This window comes from Kosakonia sp. LAM2021 (genome assembly GCF_016620385.1).
Taxonomy (GTDB): domain Bacteria; phylum Pseudomonadota; class Gammaproteobacteria; order Enterobacterales; family Enterobacteriaceae; genus Kosakonia; species Kosakonia sacchari.
This window is the reverse complement of sequence record NZ_JAENHT010000001.1, coordinates 265,527-280,656: the sequence shown is the minus strand read 5'-3', so window position 1 is coordinate 280,656 and position 15,130 is coordinate 265,527. Positions and strand designations below refer to the sequence as shown.

General features: G+C 55.8%; 14 protein-coding genes. 3 read left to right on the top strand and 11 right to left on the bottom strand.

Annotation, left to right across the window (positions count from 1 at the left end):
• Nucleotides 1–43: 43 nt before the first annotated feature.
• Nucleotides 44–1,258: a beta-ketoacyl-ACP synthase I gene (gene fabB, locus JKP81_RS01320; RefSeq protein ID WP_200550317.1), complete on the bottom strand. Its 1,215-nt coding sequence runs from the start codon at nt 1,256–1,258 to the stop codon at nt 44–46.
• A 156-nt stretch (nt 1,259–1,414) separates the two neighbouring features.
• Between fabB and mnmC the strand changes: the two genes are divergently transcribed.
• Nucleotides 1,415–3,415 (top strand): bifunctional tRNA (5-methylaminomethyl-2-thiouridine)(34)-methyltransferase MnmD/FAD-dependent 5-carboxymethylaminomethyl-2-thiouridine(34) oxidoreductase MnmC, encoded by a 2,001-nt coding sequence (gene mnmC / locus JKP81_RS01315; RefSeq protein ID WP_200550316.1) that lies wholly within the window; start codon nt 1,415–1,417, stop codon nt 3,413–3,415.
• 43 nt (nt 3,416–3,458) lie between these two features.
• Here mnmC and JKP81_RS01310 read toward each other — a convergent pair whose 3' ends face one another.
• Genes JKP81_RS01310 through prmB form a run of 6 tightly spaced genes read right to left on the bottom strand, consistent with a single transcriptional unit; the run spans nt 3,459 to nt 7,994 of the window.
• Nucleotides 3,459–3,737 (bottom strand): YfcL family protein, encoded by a 279-nt coding sequence (locus tag JKP81_RS01310; RefSeq protein WP_200550315.1) that lies wholly within the window; start codon nt 3,735–3,737, stop codon nt 3,459–3,461.
• 26 nt (nt 3,738–3,763) lie between these two features.
• On the bottom strand, nt 3,764–4,303 hold the full coding sequence (locus JKP81_RS01305) for an elongation factor P hydroxylase (RefSeq protein ID WP_017458637.1): 540 nt from the start codon (nt 4,301–4,303) through the stop codon (nt 3,764–3,766).
• Complete coding sequence (locus JKP81_RS01300; RefSeq protein WP_200550314.1) at nt 4,300–5,112, bottom strand: sulfite exporter TauE/SafE family protein; 813 nt, start codon at nt 5,110–5,112, stop codon at nt 4,300–4,302. Before JKP81_RS01300 ends, JKP81_RS01305 begins: the two co-directional genes overlap by 4 nt.
• Nucleotides 5,112–5,936: a penicillin-insensitive murein endopeptidase gene (gene mepA, locus JKP81_RS01295; protein ID WP_200550313.1), complete on the bottom strand. Its 825-nt coding sequence runs from the start codon at nt 5,934–5,936 to the stop codon at nt 5,112–5,114. Before mepA ends, JKP81_RS01300 begins: the two co-directional genes overlap by 1 nt.
• 2 nt (nt 5,937–5,938) lie before the next feature.
• A complete protein-coding gene (aroC, locus tag JKP81_RS01290; protein ID WP_200550312.1) occupies nt 5,939–7,024 on the bottom strand; it encodes a chorismate synthase in 1,086 nt (361 codons plus the stop codon).
• 37 nt (nt 7,025–7,061) lie between these two features.
• Nucleotides 7,062–7,994, bottom strand: a complete 933-nt coding sequence (prmB, locus tag JKP81_RS01285) for a 50S ribosomal protein L3 N(5)-glutamine methyltransferase (RefSeq protein WP_131406943.1) — start codon at nt 7,992–7,994, stop codon at nt 7,062–7,064.
• A 166-nt stretch (nt 7,995–8,160) separates the two neighbouring features.
• On the opposite strand from prmB, the gene smrB reads away from it, so the two are divergent.
• Nucleotides 8,161–8,712 (top strand): endonuclease SmrB, encoded by a 552-nt coding sequence (smrB, locus tag JKP81_RS01280; RefSeq protein WP_200550311.1) that lies wholly within the window; start codon nt 8,161–8,163, stop codon nt 8,710–8,712.
• Nucleotides 8,713–8,768: 56 nt separating this feature from the next.
• Here the strand turns inward: smrB and sixA are convergent, their stop codons facing one another.
• The 4 genes from sixA to JKP81_RS01260 form a co-directional block, all read right to left on the bottom strand.
• Nucleotides 8,769–9,254, bottom strand: coding sequence for a phosphohistidine phosphatase SixA (sixA, locus tag JKP81_RS01275; RefSeq protein ID WP_200550310.1), 486 nt, complete (start codon nt 9,252–9,254; stop codon nt 8,769–8,771).
• Between the two features lie 209 nt (nt 9,255–9,463).
• Nucleotides 9,464–11,611 (bottom strand): fatty acid oxidation complex subunit alpha FadJ, encoded by a 2,148-nt coding sequence (gene fadJ / locus JKP81_RS01270; RefSeq protein ID WP_200550309.1) that lies wholly within the window; start codon nt 11,609–11,611, stop codon nt 9,464–9,466.
• Nucleotides 11,611–12,918, bottom strand: a complete 1,308-nt coding sequence (gene fadI / locus JKP81_RS01265; RefSeq protein ID WP_097407745.1) for an acetyl-CoA C-acyltransferase FadI — start codon at nt 12,916–12,918, stop codon at nt 11,611–11,613. The genes fadJ and fadI overlap by 1 nt, the downstream gene beginning before the upstream one ends.
• A gap of 162 nt (nt 12,919–13,080) precedes the next feature.
• Nucleotides 13,081–13,365: a YfcZ/YiiS family protein gene (locus JKP81_RS01260; protein WP_200550308.1), complete on the bottom strand. Its 285-nt coding sequence runs from the start codon at nt 13,363–13,365 to the stop codon at nt 13,081–13,083.
• 378 nt (nt 13,366–13,743) lie between these two features.
• Between JKP81_RS01260 and fadL the strand changes: the two genes are divergently transcribed.
• On the top strand, nt 13,744–15,105 hold the full coding sequence (fadL, locus tag JKP81_RS01255; protein WP_200550307.1) for a long-chain fatty acid transporter FadL: 1,362 nt from the start codon (nt 13,744–13,746) through the stop codon (nt 15,103–15,105).
• The last annotated feature ends 25 nt before the right edge of the window (nt 15,106–15,130 follow it).

Genomic DNA, 15,130 nt, shown 5'->3' with positions numbered 1-15,130 from the left:
TAAAAAGGGAGCCTCAGGCTCCCCTTCTCGCGGTAAGACAAACTTATTTCAGTTTGCGCATTACCAGAGTGGCGTTCGTGCCGCCAAAACCGAAGCTGTTAGACATCACGGTAGTCAGCGTGGCATCCATCGGTTTAGTGACGATGTTCAGGCCTTCAGCCTGCTCATCCAACTCTTCCACGTTAATGCTCGGGGCGATAAAGCCGTGCTCCAGCATCAGCAGGGAGTAGATCGCTTCCTGAACGCCAGCAGCCCCCAGAGAGTGACCAGTCATCGCTTTGGTCGCGGAAATCGCCGGGCTGTTGTTGCCGAACACTTCGCGGATAGCGCCCAGTTCTTTCACGTCGCCAACCGGCGTGGAAGTCCCGTGGGAGTTCAGATAGTCGATCGGGGTATCAACGCCGTGCATCGCCATCTTCATGCAACGCACTGCGCCTTCGCCTGACGGCGCTACCATGTCTGCACCATCGGAGGTCGCGCCGTAGCCAACGATTTCCGCATAAATGTGCGCGCCGCGCGCCAGCGCGTGCTCCAGCTCTTCAACCACCACCATACCGCCGCCGCCTGCGATAACGAAACCGTCGCGGTTTTTATCGTAAGTACGGGACGCTTTTTCCGGCGTTTCGTTGTATTTGGTCGAGAGCGCGCCCATCGCGTCGAACTCGCAAGCCATTTCCCAGCACAGCTCTTCGCCGCCGCCGGCAAAAACGATGTCCTGTTTGCCCAGTTGGATCTGTTCTACCGCGTTACCGATACAGTGCGCGGAAGTCGCACACGCGGAGCTGATAGAGTAGTTAACGCCGTGAATTTTAAACGGTGTTGCGAGGCACGCGGAAACCGCAGACGCCATCGCTTTGGTGACCACATACGGGCCAACCGCTTTCAGACCACGCGGGCTGCGCATTGCATCAGCGCCGAATACCTGAGATTTAGACGAACCGCCAGAACCTGCAATCAGGCCCACGCGCGGGTTGTTCTGATAAACCTCGTCTTTCAGGCCAGCATCTTCAATCGCCTGCTGCATGGAGAGATAGGAATAGATAGAGGCATCGTTCATGAAACGAACCACTTTACGGTCAATCAAACCAGTGGTGTCCAGTTTAACGTTACCCCATACGTGGCTGCGCATGCCGGAATCTTTGAATTCCTGAGAGAATGTGATCCCTGAGCGTCCTTCACGCAGGGATGCCAGGACTTCCTGCTGGTTGCTACCAATGCTGGAAACGATGCCCAGGCCAGTAATCACTGCACGTTTCATTCAATACCCCTAAAGTCGCACTAATTAAGTTTCGAGTCGCAAGATAGCGTACACTTGTACGCCGAACAAGTCCGATCAGACAATTTCTGAGGAAATTTGCGCCTTTCTTTGTCCCTCGTTAAGATCGTGACACTGCTTGATGGACGAGTAACTTACGTGAAACAAACCGCTATACAATCCGCCAACCTGGAATTCAACGCTGAGGGTACACCTGTTTCCCGAGATTTTGACGACGTCTACTTCTCTAATGATAACGGGCTGGAAGAGACACGTTATGTTTTTCTCGGCGGCAACCGTCTTGAACACCGTTTTCCTGACCACCCGCGCCCGCTGTTTGTGGTGGCTGAGAGCGGTTTCGGCACCGGTCTGAACTTCCTTACTCTCTGGCAGGCGTTTACGGCCTTTCGCGCAGTTAGCCCCGACGCTACCCTGGAAAGATTACATTTCATCAGTTTTGAAAAATTTCCGCTCACCCGCGACGATCTGCGCAAAGCGCATGCCCACTGGCCGGAACTGGCGAACTGGGCAGAACAGCTGCAAGCACAGTGGCCGCTGCCTTTTGCCGGTTGCCACCGCCTGTTGCTGGATGGCGGTCGTGTGACGCTCGATTTATGGTTCGGTGATATCAACGACCTGACCGATACGCTGGATGATTCGCTCAACCAGAGCGTGGACGCCTGGTTCCTTGATGGGTTTGCACCGGCAAAAAACCCGGACATGTGGACAGCAAATCTGTTTCAGGCGATGGCGCGCCTTGCAAGACCGGGCGGTACGCTGGCGACCTTTACCTCGGCGGGTTTCGTCCGGCGCGGTTTGCAAGAAGCGGGTTTTACCATGCACAAAAGCAAAGGTTTTGGCCGCAAACGCGAAATGCTCACCGGGGTGATGGAAAACCCGCGAGCGCCTGCGGTCCGTGCGCCGTGGTTTGCCCGCAGCGGCACAGAGAAGCGCGAAGTGGCGTTGATTGGCGGCGGTGTAGCCAGCGCCCTGTTGTCGCTGGCGTTGCTGCGTCGCGGCTGGCAGGTCACGCTGTATTGCGCCGATGACGCCCCTGCCGAAGGCGCATCCGGCAACCGCCAGGGCGCACTCTACCCTTTGCTCAGCGCCCACGATCCGGCGCTGGCGCGTTTCTTCCCGGCGGCTTTTACCTTTGCCCGCCGCGTGTACGACGCGCTTGCCGTTGAATTCGACCATCAATGGTGCGGCGTAACACAACTTGGCTGGGATGAAAAAAGCCATCACAAAATCGAACAGATGCTGGCGCTGGATCTGCCCCCGGAGCTCGCCAGGCGTATTGACGCAAATGAGGCCGATGCGCTCTGCGGCGTGGAAACGGGCTGCGGTGGCATCACTTACCCGGCTGGCGGCTGGCTTTGCCCGGCGCAGCTCACGGCGGCCGCCATCGCGCTGGCTTGTGAACAGGGCTTACAGGTGCACTATGGTTATGATGTCGAGCAATTAACGACTGACGATAATCACTGGCAGTTGCATATCAAAGGCGGCGAGTTACGCCAGCATGCCGCCGTGGTGCTGGCGAACGGGCACCGCATTCACCACTTTGCGCAAACGGAAAAACTGCCGGTGTATCCGGTGGCAGGCCAGGTCAGCCATATTCCCACCACATCTCAGCTCAGCCCGTTGCGTCAGGTGTTGTGTTATGACGGCTATCTGACGCCGCAAAACCCACACAATCAGCAGCACTGTATTGGCGCAAGTTATCATCGTGGGCAGCAGGAAACTGCCTACAGCGAAGCCGATCAGCAGCAGAACCGCCAGCGGCTGCTCGACTGCTTCCCGCAGGCATCATGGGCCAAAACGGTGGATGTCAGCGCGGGCGATGCGCGCAACGGCGTGCGCTGCGCCACGCGCGATCACCTGCCAATGGTCGGCAACGTCGCGGATTACGACGCAACACTTAACGCCTATGCCACGCTCTCAGAGCACGGCGAAACAGCCGTCAGCGCGCCCGTCTATGACGGACTGTTTATGCTGGGAGCACTGGGTTCACGAGGCCTTTGCAGCGCGCCGCTGGCGGCAGAAATCCTGGCATCGCAAATGAGCAATGAACCGATCCCGCTGGACGGTGAAACGCTGGCGGCAATGAATCCGAATCGTTTATGGGTCAGAAAGTTATTGAAAGGTAAAGCGGTGAAATGAAGTGGATGTTTTCCCTCTCCTGAGCGGAGAGGGAAAGGATGGCTTAGTGCGCTTTCGCCTGCTGATACAGATTTTCCCACATGCTGAGCACCAGCGCCTGGTCGCGCGGCGATAATTCCCCCGCCTGAATAGCGGTTTGCACACTGGTGGTCACTTTTCCGTACAGGGTTTCCGGCGCATGGTCATCGCCGCTCTCCAGCTCCGCCACCGCCAGCGTCAGGTGGCCGCGCAGATAACCGCCCGCGAACAGCTCATCATCACTGGCGTGGTCCACCATGTTATCTATTAACGCCAGAATGCGTGATTCAAACTCCGCGATCATCTCTCTTCCTCATTTAAAAAATGGCCTTACAGGTCTTCCGGCCACGGAAACTGTGCTGCCGCTAAGGGCGGCGTCTGGTAATAATCCTGTAGTGCTTTAATAAAACGCGCCGGACGTTCAGGAATGCCCTGCTCCAGATACGCCATCACCTGTGCATGCACACGGCGCTGGAAGACGATGCGATCGGGTTCGAAATCGCCTTCCAGATTGTCGCAACTGACGTTAAACGGGAAACCCGCCGCCACGCAGAACAACCAGTCAAACGCCTGCGGTTTGACTTCAACATCTTCGAATTTCCCCTGCGTCGCCGCATCACGTCCGTCCGGGCAGTACCAGTAACCAAAATCAACCAGCTTGCGCCGCTCGGCTCCCGCGATGCACCAGTGCGAAATTTCATGTAACGCGCTGGCATAAAAGCCGTGGGCAAAAACAATGCGGTTATAAGGTGCATCCGCATCAGCAGGAAGATAGATCGGTTCGTCGTCGCCTTTAATCAGACGGGTATTAAAATCGTCGGCAAAACAGCCGTCGAAAATATCAATGAGTTGTTGATAGTGATGCGTCATACATTCACCCCCAGATACTGGAGGATCTCCTGCCCGTGACTGTCATAGAGAAGTTTTGCGCTCATCACCGCCGAGACAATCACAATCATCGGACGAATGAGCTTTTGCCCTTTGCTGAGCACCAGACGCGAGCCCATGCGCGCGCCGAGAAATTGCCCGGCCAGCATAACAAAGCCGGTGCCCCACACCACTTTGCCACCAATAATAAATAGCAGCAGCCCGCCGACGTTGGAGGTGGCATTCAGCACTTTGGCATGAGCGGTCGATTTTGCCAGATTGAAACCCGCAAGCGTGACAAACGCCAGCGCGTAAAACGAGCCTGCGCCTGGACCAAAGAAACCGTCATAGAAACCGACACAACCGCCGGAGACCAACGCAAAAGGCAGGCCGTACAAACGGCGCTGACGATCTTCTTCGCCCAGTCCTGGCATCAGCAGGAAATAGAGGCCAATACAGATAATCAAAATCGGCAGGATCTGGCGCAGCACATCGGATTGCACATGCTGCACCAGTAGCGCGCCGGTGGTGGAACCGATAAAAGTCATCAGAATATTGAGCTTCTGATCGGTGAGGTTTACCACTTTGCGGCGAATAAAATAGAGCGATGACGAAAGCGAACCGCCGCAGGCCTGCAATTTGTTGGTCGCCAGCGCCTGCGCCGGTGACATACCTGCCGCCATTAATGCCGGAACGGTTAGCAGCCCACCCCCGCCCGCCAGCGCGTCAATAAACCCGGCCAGTAGCGCGACAAAAAAAAGCGTCACCAGCAGCAGCGGTGACACCATAAACAGTTGGTGAAAGAGTTCCATCAGAGTGCGTGTTCATCCAGTAAAGCCTGGCAGGACGGCGGCAACGGCGGCGGCGTCTTTTTCTCAGGCGTTGAACTACCCGGCTTCGCCGGTTCAAACCAGCTTTGCAATTCTGCGCCGCAACCATCGCCTGGCGGCGGTAGCGGTTGATCCTGGCACTCCAGGCTGTCCGCCGGGCAGCGCAGGCGCACATGCATATGCGCGCGATGCTGGAACCACGGGCGCACTTTGCGCAGCCAGTCACGATCGCTTCCTGCATCAAGACAAAGCTGCTGCTTGATTGCCGGGTTAACGAAAATGCGCGTTACCTCGTTATCTTCCGCCGCCAGCTTGATCATGCTGCTGATTTCCGGCTTCCACAGCGCGGGCACCACCTGTTTGCCATCGCGGGAAACCAGATCCAGCGCCTGTGGTTTCAGCAATTGCGCCGCGCTCCAGCGTGCTTTGGGAAGCTGCAGGAAGATATCGACATCCAGCCCCGACTGGTGGCTGGCGTGACCGCCGTTAAAACGCCCACCGGCTGGCATCCCCATATCGCCTACCAGCACCGTACCCAGCCCGAGGTTGTACACCTGCGTGCTGAAGCGCTGAATGAACAGCACCAGATCCGGATGGCCGAAATAGCGCCGTTGATCGGTGCGCATCACCTGGTAGTGATCCGATTGCAGCGGCAGCTCATGCGCGCCAACGATGCATCCATTGGAAAACGCGCCGATAGATTGTGGGCTACCAGCAACGGGATGAGTCAGTTTTTGCCAGGGCGTCGCCGCCATGGCAGTTGCGCTCACCAGCAGGGCAAACAGGGCGATTGCCGTTTTTTTCATGATTACCAGCGTGGAATTTCGGTTATTACATCAGCGTTTTGCGCGCGCTGACGCAGGAAGTGATCCATCAAGACAATCGCCAGCATCGCTTCAGCGATCGGTACGGCACGAATGCCAACGCACGGATCGTGACGACCTTTGGTGATCATTTCGACCTCATCGCCAAAGCGGTTGATCGTCTTCCCAGGCACGGTAATGCTTGAGGTGGGTTTCAGCGCGATATTGGCGATAATTTGCTGACCGCTGCTGATACCGCCCAATATGCCGCCCGCGTGATTGCTCTGAAAGCCCTGTCTGGTGATTTCGTCGCGGTTTTCGCTGCCGCGCAGTTTTACCACCTCAAAGCCATCGCCAATTTCAACGCCTTTCACCGCGTTAATGCTCATCAGCGCATGGGCAATATCCGCATCAAGGCGGTCAAACACCGGCTCGCCAAGACCTGCCGGTACGCCATCGGCGACAACGGTCACTTTCGCGCCAATGGAATCGCCCTCTTTTTTCAGGCCGCGCATCAGCTCATCCAGCGCGTCGATTTTATCGGGGTCCGGGCAGAAAAACGGGTTCTGCTCCACCTGATCCCACGCTTTGATCTCCAGCGGGATGTCGCCCATCTGCGTCAGACAGCCACGAATAACAATGCCAAATTTCTGCGCCAGGTATTTTTTAGCAATAGCGCCAGCCGCCACGCGCATCGCCGTTTCACGGGCGGAAGAACGGCCACCGCCGCGATAGTCGCGCACGCCATATTTTTGCTCGTAGGTGTAATCCGCATGTCCCGGACGGAACAGATCTTTAATTGCGCCATAATCCTGCGAACGCTGATCGGTATTTTCAATCAGCAGACCAATGCTGGTGCCAGTGGTCACGCCTTCAAACACGCCGGAGAGAATTTTCACCTGATCCGGCTCGCGGCGCTGAGTGGTGTAGCGCGATGTCCCCGGGCGGCGTCTGTCCAGATCGTGTTGCAGATCCGCCTCGGTCAGCGGAATGCCCGGCGGCACGCCGTCGACAATACAGCCGAGCGCCAGGCCATGCGATTCGCCGAAGGTGGTTACGCGAAAGAGTTGTCCAATTGTGTTTCCTGCCATCACGGCTCCGTTGTCGTTGTCTGTGTTGAGCGTCGTTTTAATCTTTATAAATGCTGAAGTGTTCGCGAGCGGCGATAAGCTGCGCTTTGGTCAGCATGAAGACGCCGTCCCCGCCGTTATCAAACTCCAGCCAGGTAAACGGTACGTCCGGATATTGTTCCATCAGATGTACCATGCTGTTACCCACTTCACAAATCAGGATGCCGTTGTCAGAGAGGTAATCCGGCGCGCAGGCGAGGATGCGGCGCGTCAGTTTCAGGCCATCGCTGCCGGAGGCCAGGCCCAGTTCCGGTTCGTGGCGATACTCAGACGGCAGATCCGCCATATCTTCTTCGTCAACATACGGCGGGTTGGTCACAATCAGGTCGTACTGCACTTTCGGCAAGTCGCGGAAAACGTCGGAGCGGATTGGCGTCACATGGTGAATAAGCCCGTGCTCTTCGATGTTGTGCTCGGTTACCGCCAGCGCGTCTGTGGAGATATCGACGGCGTCCACTTCCGCTTCCGGGAAGGCATAAGCACAGGCAATCGCGATACAGCCGCTACCGGTACACATATCAAGAATATGCTTCGGCTGTTCATCGATAAGACCAGCAAAATGGTTGTTAATCAGCTCGCCAATCGGCGAACGCGGCACCAGCACGCGCTCATCGACATAAAATTCGTGGCCGCAAAACCAGGCTTTATTGGTGAGGTAAGCCACCGGAATACGTTCATTAACGCGGCGGATCACGCGCTCAACAATGCGGTGACGCTCGCTGGAGGTCAGGCGCGCGGTGCGCATATCTTCCGGGATATCCAGCGGCAGGTAGAGCGTTGGCAACACCAGTTGTACCGCTTCATCCCATGGATTGTCGGTGCCGTGGCCGTACCAGATATTGGCGGCGCTAAATCGGCTTACCGACCAGCGCAACATGTCCTGAATGGTGTGCAGTTCGTTCACTGCTTCGTCGACGAAAATTTTATCCATGGTATCCCCCAGGCGCATGCTCGCATTAAATTCGGCGGCTAGTTTGCCACGAAGACGGCGATAAATCAGCATTCTCACGCACCTGCGCGGGGTAAAAATGCATTTTGCTGCACCGCTGGCGCAATGAGTCGGGTACACTGAAAAAAAGAAAAGATGAGATGCGCAGATGAAAAAGAAACCATCGCTTAGCGAGGAGGAACAGGCGCTGTTCCGGCAACTAATGACCGGTACACGCCAGATTAAGCAGGACACCGTAGTTCATCGCCCGGCGCGAAAAAAAATCACTGAAGTGCCGGAGAAACGGTTGTTGCAGGAGCAGGCCGATAACAGCCACTATTTTTCTGATGAGTTCCAGCCGCTGTTAAACACCGAAGGTCCGGTAAAATATGTGCGCGACGATGTCAGCCATTTTGAGTTGAAAAAGATCCGCCGTGGCGATTATGCCCCGGAGCTGTTTCTTGATCTGCACGGTTTAACCCAGCTTCAGGCGAAGCAGGAACTGGGGGCGTTGATTGCCGCCTGCCGTCGCGAACATGTGTTTTGCGCCTGCGTGATGCACGGCCACGGCAAACATATTCTCAAGCAGCAGACACCGCTATGGCTGGCGCAGCACCCGCATGTGATGGCGTTTCACCAGGCCCCGAAAGAGTATGGCGGTGACGCGGCGATACTGGTGCTTATTGAAATAGAAGAGTGGCAACCGCCGGAGTTGCCCTGAAGCAGAAACGACAAGAGCCGCGCAATGCGGCTCTTTATCTTTCATGGTCCGGCGAATCAGATAGCTTTTGGCATCTTCAGGTTGCAGGGACTCATTTGCCAGTTAAAGACACCTTTACCGTCTTCACCCAGCGTAACGCAGGCGATGGCGGAGGTGGTAAACATCGGCGGCGCTTCACCCGGGCAGAGCTCGGACACCAGGTATCCGACCAGCGGCAGGTGAGAGATCACCAGCACGGCGGAAGTACCTTCATTTGCCAGCGCCTGCAAATAGGCGCTAACCAGGCCGATATCGCCGCAGGGCGTCAGTTCCGGCAGGACATCCACGTTGTCAGGCAGGTTCATACACTCCCCTACCTTATCCAGCGTCTGTTCAGCACGTAAAAAAGGGCTGACCAGAACACGTTCAACATCCACTTTTTGGCCTTTCAACCATGTTGCCATTTGACGGGTTTCGTCACAGCCACAAGGGGTTAAGGGACGAACCGAGTCACTGGCTGCATCGAGGGCAGCGTCGCCGTGACGCATGATAAAAACTTGCATATTGCACCGCTTTTGTTAACCAGAATCATTAATACTTTCACCGCAAAATCATTTCACGACACCGGAAAATATTAATGGCCGGGCATTGTGCCTGATCCATTCGTTGAATGAAACGCTGTTTTTTACCTCAATGGCGCAAGTATAGTCAATCACTGTTTATTAAATAACCGTAAAGCCCATGAGGTATAACAGAATTACTTTTTTAGACACTAACTGAAACGTTCAGTTTCTTTTGTCGGCCAGAAAGTTACGCCTTGTTCCGCCATCCGTAACAGCGGCTCGCAAGGGGCAAAACGCTCGCCGTACAGCGCCTGTAAACGCTGTAGTGTCGCCACCACTTCGCTTACGCCCAGCGCATCCATATAGTGGAATGGCCCACCCAAGAACGGTGGGAAACCGATACCAAACACGGCACCAATGTCGCCATCGCGCGCGCTGCGAATCACCTGTTCATCAAAGCAGCGAGCCGCTTCGTTCAGCATCAACATCACGCACCGTTCTGCTATCTGCTGGGGCGGTAACTGCGTGCCATCTGAAACACCGATTAAGCGGTAGATCGATGGGTCTGGCTGTTTTTTGCTTTTACGCCCTTTCGCCGGGTAAAGATAGAAACCGCGCTCATTTTTTCTGCCTTTGCGATCGTCATTCAAGATTGCGTTAACCACACTTGCAGGCGCGCTAAAACGTTCCCCGTAGGCGGCTTCCAGTACCGGGATAATTTTGGTGCCGGTATCGATCCCCACTTCATCCAGCAACTGGATGGGGCCCACCGGAAAACCGAATTTCACCAGTGCCTGATCGATCGTTTCAATGCGTTGCCCTTCGCTTAACAGACGCATCGCTTCATTAATATAAGGCGCGAGGATGCGGTTAACGTAAAAACCCGCTTTATCTGCCACCACAATGGGCGTTTTGCCCTGTTTTTTCGCCAGCTTCACCGTCGTGGCAATGGTCTGCTCATCGGTGCCGGCATGGGGGATCACCTCAACCAGCGGCATTTTTTCCACTGGGCTGAAAAAATGTAATCCGATGACCTTTTCCGGACGCGCCGCATTCGCAGCAATATCGCCGATAGGTAAAGACGAGGTATTGGAGGCGAAAATAGTATGCGCCGCACAGTTGGCTTCGACTTCACCTACCATTTTCTGCTTCAACGCTAAATCTTCGAATACTGCTTCAATCACCAGATCGCGGTGGGCGAAGCCACGATAATTGAGCGAACCGGAGATCTTCGCCATCTGGCTGTCGCGCTCGGCGGGTTTCAGGTAACGACGTCGCACTTTTTTATCCAGCTGTTGCCAACTGTATTTCAGCGCATGGTTAATGCCCTTCGCATTAATATCTTTAATGCGCACCGGCAAACCACCTTTGCTGACCGTGACAAACGCGATACCGCCGCCCATCAACCCGCCGCCCAGCACACCGACACTGTTAAGCGGGCCGGGTTCGACGACGCTGCCAGGATCTTTTTTGATATCGGTACTGGTAAAGAAGAGATGTCGCAGCGCCTGCGATTGCGGCGTCATCGCCAGTTGACCAAACGCACGGGCTTCGGCGTCATAACCGCTGCTGCGCCCCTGGGCAAGACCGGTTTCAATCACCGAGAGAATGCGCGACGCAGCAGGATAATTCCCCTGGGTTTTCTGCTCCGTTTGCTTCGCCACCATGCGGAACAGTAACGTGCGGCCAAGCGGCCCGGCAAGAATGCGCTCGCGCGCCGGTAAATGGCGGCTGGCAGGACGCCCCTGCGAAACCAGCCCGACGGCGGCGTCCAGCAAAATGGAAGGCGGAACCACATCGTCAACCAGACCCACTTTTAAGGCCTGCCGTGGGCGTAACTGCTTACCAGTGAGGATCATCTCCAGCGCGGTACTCACGCCAATCAGACGCGGCAAACGCTGCGTACCGCCGGAGCCGGGAAGCAAGCCCAGTTGCACTTCCGGTAATCCCAGCACCGTTTTGGCATCGTTCGTACAAATCCGGCGATGGCACGCCAGCGCCAGCTCCAGCCCACCGCCGAGGCACGGGCCATTAATCGCGGCGACGACCGGGATCGTCAGCGCATGGATTTCCGCCATCAGTTGCTGCCCCTGGCGGGCAAGCTCTTCGGCCTCTTTCGCCGTCTGGCAGCGGGCGATCATATTGATATCCGCGCCCGCAATAAAGTTGTCCGGTTTTGCTGAGATAAACACCACGCCGCGCAACGCTTTGTTATCGCGGATCTGTTTTAAAATGGCGCGAACATCCGTCGCGAACTCCGCTTTCAGCGTGTTCATCTTCTCGTTCGGTACATCAATAGCGACTACCGCCACATTGTCGGGACGCACACTAAGGGTAAATGCCGATGTTGTGGTCATTACTCTGCCTCCAGAACCATTGCCGCACCCAGACCGCCCGCGGCACAGGCCGTCACCAGACCAAAACCGCCGCCACGACGGCGCAGCTCATGCAGGGTCTGAGTGATCATACGCGCGCCGGTAGCGGCAAACGGGTGCCCATAAGCGATAGAACCGCCAAGCACGTTAAATTTACTGTCATCCACTTCGCCGGTCGCCTGTGAACGCCCCAGCACTTCACGGGCAAAACGTTCGCTGGCCATCAGCTTCAGGTTACTCAGGGTTTGCGCGGCAAAGGCTTCGTGCATATCAAGCAGGGTTAAATCCGCCATTGATAACCCGGCTCGCTCCAGCGCCAGCGGCGTTGCCCACGCCGGGCCAAGCAGCATATCTTCACGCACATCAATGGCGGTAAACGCATAACTACGCAGGTATCCCAACGGCACCAGCCCCAGCTCTTTGGCACGGGATTCGGTCATCAGGATCACCGCCGCTGCGCCATCAGTAAGCGGCGTACTGTTGGCCGCCGTCACGGTACCGTGTTGGCGATCAAACGCCGGACGCAGTTTTGCATAATCCGCCAGGCTTGAGTTTGTGCGTACGTTGTTATCTTTTTCGACCGGATCGCGAAACGGTGGTGCATAAGCGGTCATCACCTCTTCTGCCAGTTTGCCTTCGGCCCAGGCTTGTGCGGCAAGCTGGTGTGAGCGGTGCGCCAGCGCATCCTGCTGCTCACGGCTGATACCGTAAGTTTTTGCCATCTGTTCAGCGGTGTCGCCCATGCGCAGGCCGGTGGAATATTCCGCCACCGCCGGGGGAACCGGCAGCAGATCGCGCAGACGCAGGCGCGAGAAGAGTTTCAGTTTTTGCCCCATGCTGCGCGCTTTGTTGGCATCCACCAGCGTTCGCGCCAGTTTTTTGCTGACGCCAATTGGCAGCACTGAAGATGAGTCTGCACCACCGGCGATACCGGCACGAATGGTGCCCGCCAGCAGGCTTTCGGTGACATTCGCCACCGCCTGGAAGCTGGTCGCGCAGGCGCGGCTTACGCTGTAAGCGTCGGTATGCACACTCATGCCGGTGCCAAGCACAATTTCGCGCGCAATATTCGGCGCTTCTGGCATTTGAACCACCTGGCCAAAGACCAGTTGCTCAATCACTTCGGGGGGAATTTCGCTGCGTGCCAGCATCTCTCCCACCACCATTTTGCCAAGATCAATGGCCGGCACGCCGTGAAAGACGGTCGCCTGGCGGGCAAAAGGGGTACGTAACCCACTGACAATGGCAATGCGGTCGCCCTGGCGGGTGACAAGCGGTAATGCCTTCATAACACTCCCCTGTTAACAGCGTAATGCATTAAGTGGTCTGACCTGATAACAGTCTTAACCAATTTTTTACATTTAGCCAATGGGAGGGAGAAAAAAATGGGAGCTAAGGCACAGAGATACTTAACAAAACGCTCCCGCTGGACGGGAGCGTTGGCGGGATAATTAACGCAGACCGAGCTGGAAAATCAGCGTTTCGGCTTCGCAAGCGAAGACAAAATCGATATCCAGGCGCACACCGTCTGCCACTTCTGTAAACGTGGAGGTGATTTGGCAGGGATCGGATTCCACGCTGCGGGCTCTGGCGCTCAGTGCAGCGAGGGTTTCGTCAGCATCGGCGCGTTTAGCGAACACGCGGCTGTAAGAGGCGGTGCAGTCGGAGTTGTCCATAATGGTGCCAACATCCATACAGCAGCAAACCGGGGTTTCATCAGCACTGCATTTACTCATGGTAGATTTCCTCTGAATTCGCACCCAAGGTGCCAGATAAACGTTGCGCATATTTTACGCCGCGAGGGAATGTGGCTCCAGTCGTTAATTCCGCAAGCGGTGATAAGTGACCGAAATCACACTTAAAAATGATCTAAAACAAAAATCATCTAATCGACTGATTAACACCGGGGGCAATTTTGCTGCGCAGATCCCGTTTCGAAGATCACAATTGAAAAATCTTATATACATACTTGCAACATTTCCTCTGGTCAGACCTATACTCTCGCCACTGGTCTGATTTCTCAGATGTACCTCAGACCCTACACTTCGCGCTCCTGTTACCCCGCGTAACAAAGTTTGTATAAAAATAAATCGATTTCGAATGAGGTTATGGTCATGAGCCAGAAAACCCGGTTTACCAAATCTGCGTTGGCAGTCGCAGTGGCAATCGTTTCTACCCAGGCCTGGTCCGCAGGCTTCCAACTCAACGAGTTTTCATCTTCTGGCCTTGGCCGAGCTTATTCCGGTGAAGGTGCTATCGCTGATGACGCAGGCAACGTCAGTCGCAACCCGGCGCTGATCACCATGTTTGATCGCCCGACCTTCTCTGGTGGCGCGGTGTTCGTCGATCCGGATGTTAACGTGACGGGCCGTTCTGCCATTGGCAACAATGCCAGCCAGGATAATATCGCCCCGACCGCGTGGATCCCGAACCTGCACTTCGTGGCACCGATTAACGATCAATTTGGCTGGGGCGCGTCCGTGACCTCTAACTACGGGCTGGCCACCGAGTTCAATAACAACTACGCCGCCGGTTCAATGGGTGGTAAAACCGACCTCGAAACGCTGAATCTCAACCTGAGCGGTGCGTATCGTCTGGATAGCCACTGGAGCTTCGGCCTCGGTTTCGACGCCGTTTATGCCAAAGCGAAAGTCGAGCGCTACGCGGGTGACCTGCCACAAATCATCGGCGCAGGTCTGCCAGGGCTGGTGCAATCCGGTCAGTTGTCCGCGCAACAAGCCGCCGCGATTGGCGCGCAGGCTGGCGGTATTAGCCGCGATACGCAAATCGCCCATCTGAAAGGTGATGAGTGGGGCTTTGGCTGGAACGCCGGTATTCTCTACGAGCTGGATAAAAACAACCGTTACGCATTAACCTACCGCTCCGAAGTAAAAGTCGACTTCGACGGCGATTATAAGAGCAGCCTGCCAGCGACGCTGAACCCGATCAATGCGGCACTAGGCCTGGGCTTGCCATATGGCACCGGCGGTTCCACCACCAACGGTTCGCTCTCATTACATCTGCCGGAAATGTGGGAAGTGTCGGGTTATAACCGCGTTGATCCGCAGTGGGCGGTTCACTACAGCCTGACTTACACCAGCTGGAGTCAGTTCCAGGAACTGAAAGCGACCGGCAACAACGGCCAGACACTGTTCTATAAAGATGAGAGCTTTAAAGACGCCTATCGTATTGCGCTGGGTACCACCTATTACATGGATGATAACTGGACCTTCCGCGCCGGTATCGCCTTCGATGATAGCCCGGTTCCGGCAGACAAACGCTCCATCTCCATCCCGGATCAGGATCGCCTCTGGCTGAGCACCGGTGCGACCTACGCATTTAATAAAGATGCGTCCGTCGACGTCGGCGTTTCTTATATGCACGGTCAGAAAGTGAAATTCACCGAAGGCCCGTATACCTTCCAGTCTGAAGGTCGTGCATGGCTGTACGGCGCGAACTTCAACTACGCGTTCTGATAAACCATCAGGCATAAAAAAAGGT

Bases quoted from the DNA above. Each gene is read 5' to 3' on its own strand.
- fabB (WP_200550317.1), bottom strand. From the start codon at position 1,258: ATGAAACGTGCAGTGATTACTGGCCTGGGCATCGTTTCCAGCATTGGT.
- JKP81_RS01310 (WP_200550315.1), bottom strand. From the start codon at position 3,737: ATGATCGCGGAGTTTGAATCACGCATTCTGGCGTTAATAGATAACATG.
- JKP81_RS01305 (WP_017458637.1), bottom strand. From the start codon at position 4,303: ATGACGCATCACTATCAACAACTCATTGATATTTTCGACGGCTGTTTT.
- JKP81_RS01300 (WP_200550314.1), bottom strand. From the start codon at position 5,112: ATGGAACTCTTTCACCAACTGTTTATGGTGTCACCGCTGCTGCTGGTG.
- mepA (WP_200550313.1), bottom strand. From the start codon at position 5,936: ATGAAAAAAACGGCAATCGCCCTGTTTGCCCTGCTGGTGAGCGCAACT.
- aroC (WP_200550312.1), bottom strand. From the start codon at position 7,024: ATGGCAGGAAACACAATTGGACAACTCTTTCGCGTAACCACCTTCGGC.
- prmB (WP_131406943.1), bottom strand. From the start codon at position 7,994: ATGGATAAAATTTTCGTCGACGAAGCAGTGAACGAACTGCACACCATT.
- smrB (WP_200550311.1), top strand. From the start codon at position 8,161: ATGAAAAAGAAACCATCGCTTAGCGAGGAGGAACAGGCGCTGTTCCGG.
- sixA (WP_200550310.1), bottom strand. From the start codon at position 9,254: ATGCAAGTTTTTATCATGCGTCACGGCGACGCTGCCCTCGATGCAGCC.
- fadJ (WP_200550309.1), bottom strand. From the start codon at position 11,611: ATGACCACAACATCGGCATTTACCCTTAGTGTGCGTCCCGACAATGTG.
- fadI (WP_097407745.1), bottom strand. From the start codon at position 12,918: ATGAAGGCATTACCGCTTGTCACCCGCCAGGGCGACCGCATTGCCATT.
- JKP81_RS01260 (WP_200550308.1), bottom strand. From the start codon at position 13,365: ATGAGTAAATGCAGTGCTGATGAAACCCCGGTTTGCTGCTGTATGGAT.
- fadL (WP_200550307.1), top strand. From the start codon at position 13,744: ATGAGCCAGAAAACCCGGTTTACCAAATCTGCGTTGGCAGTCGCAGTG.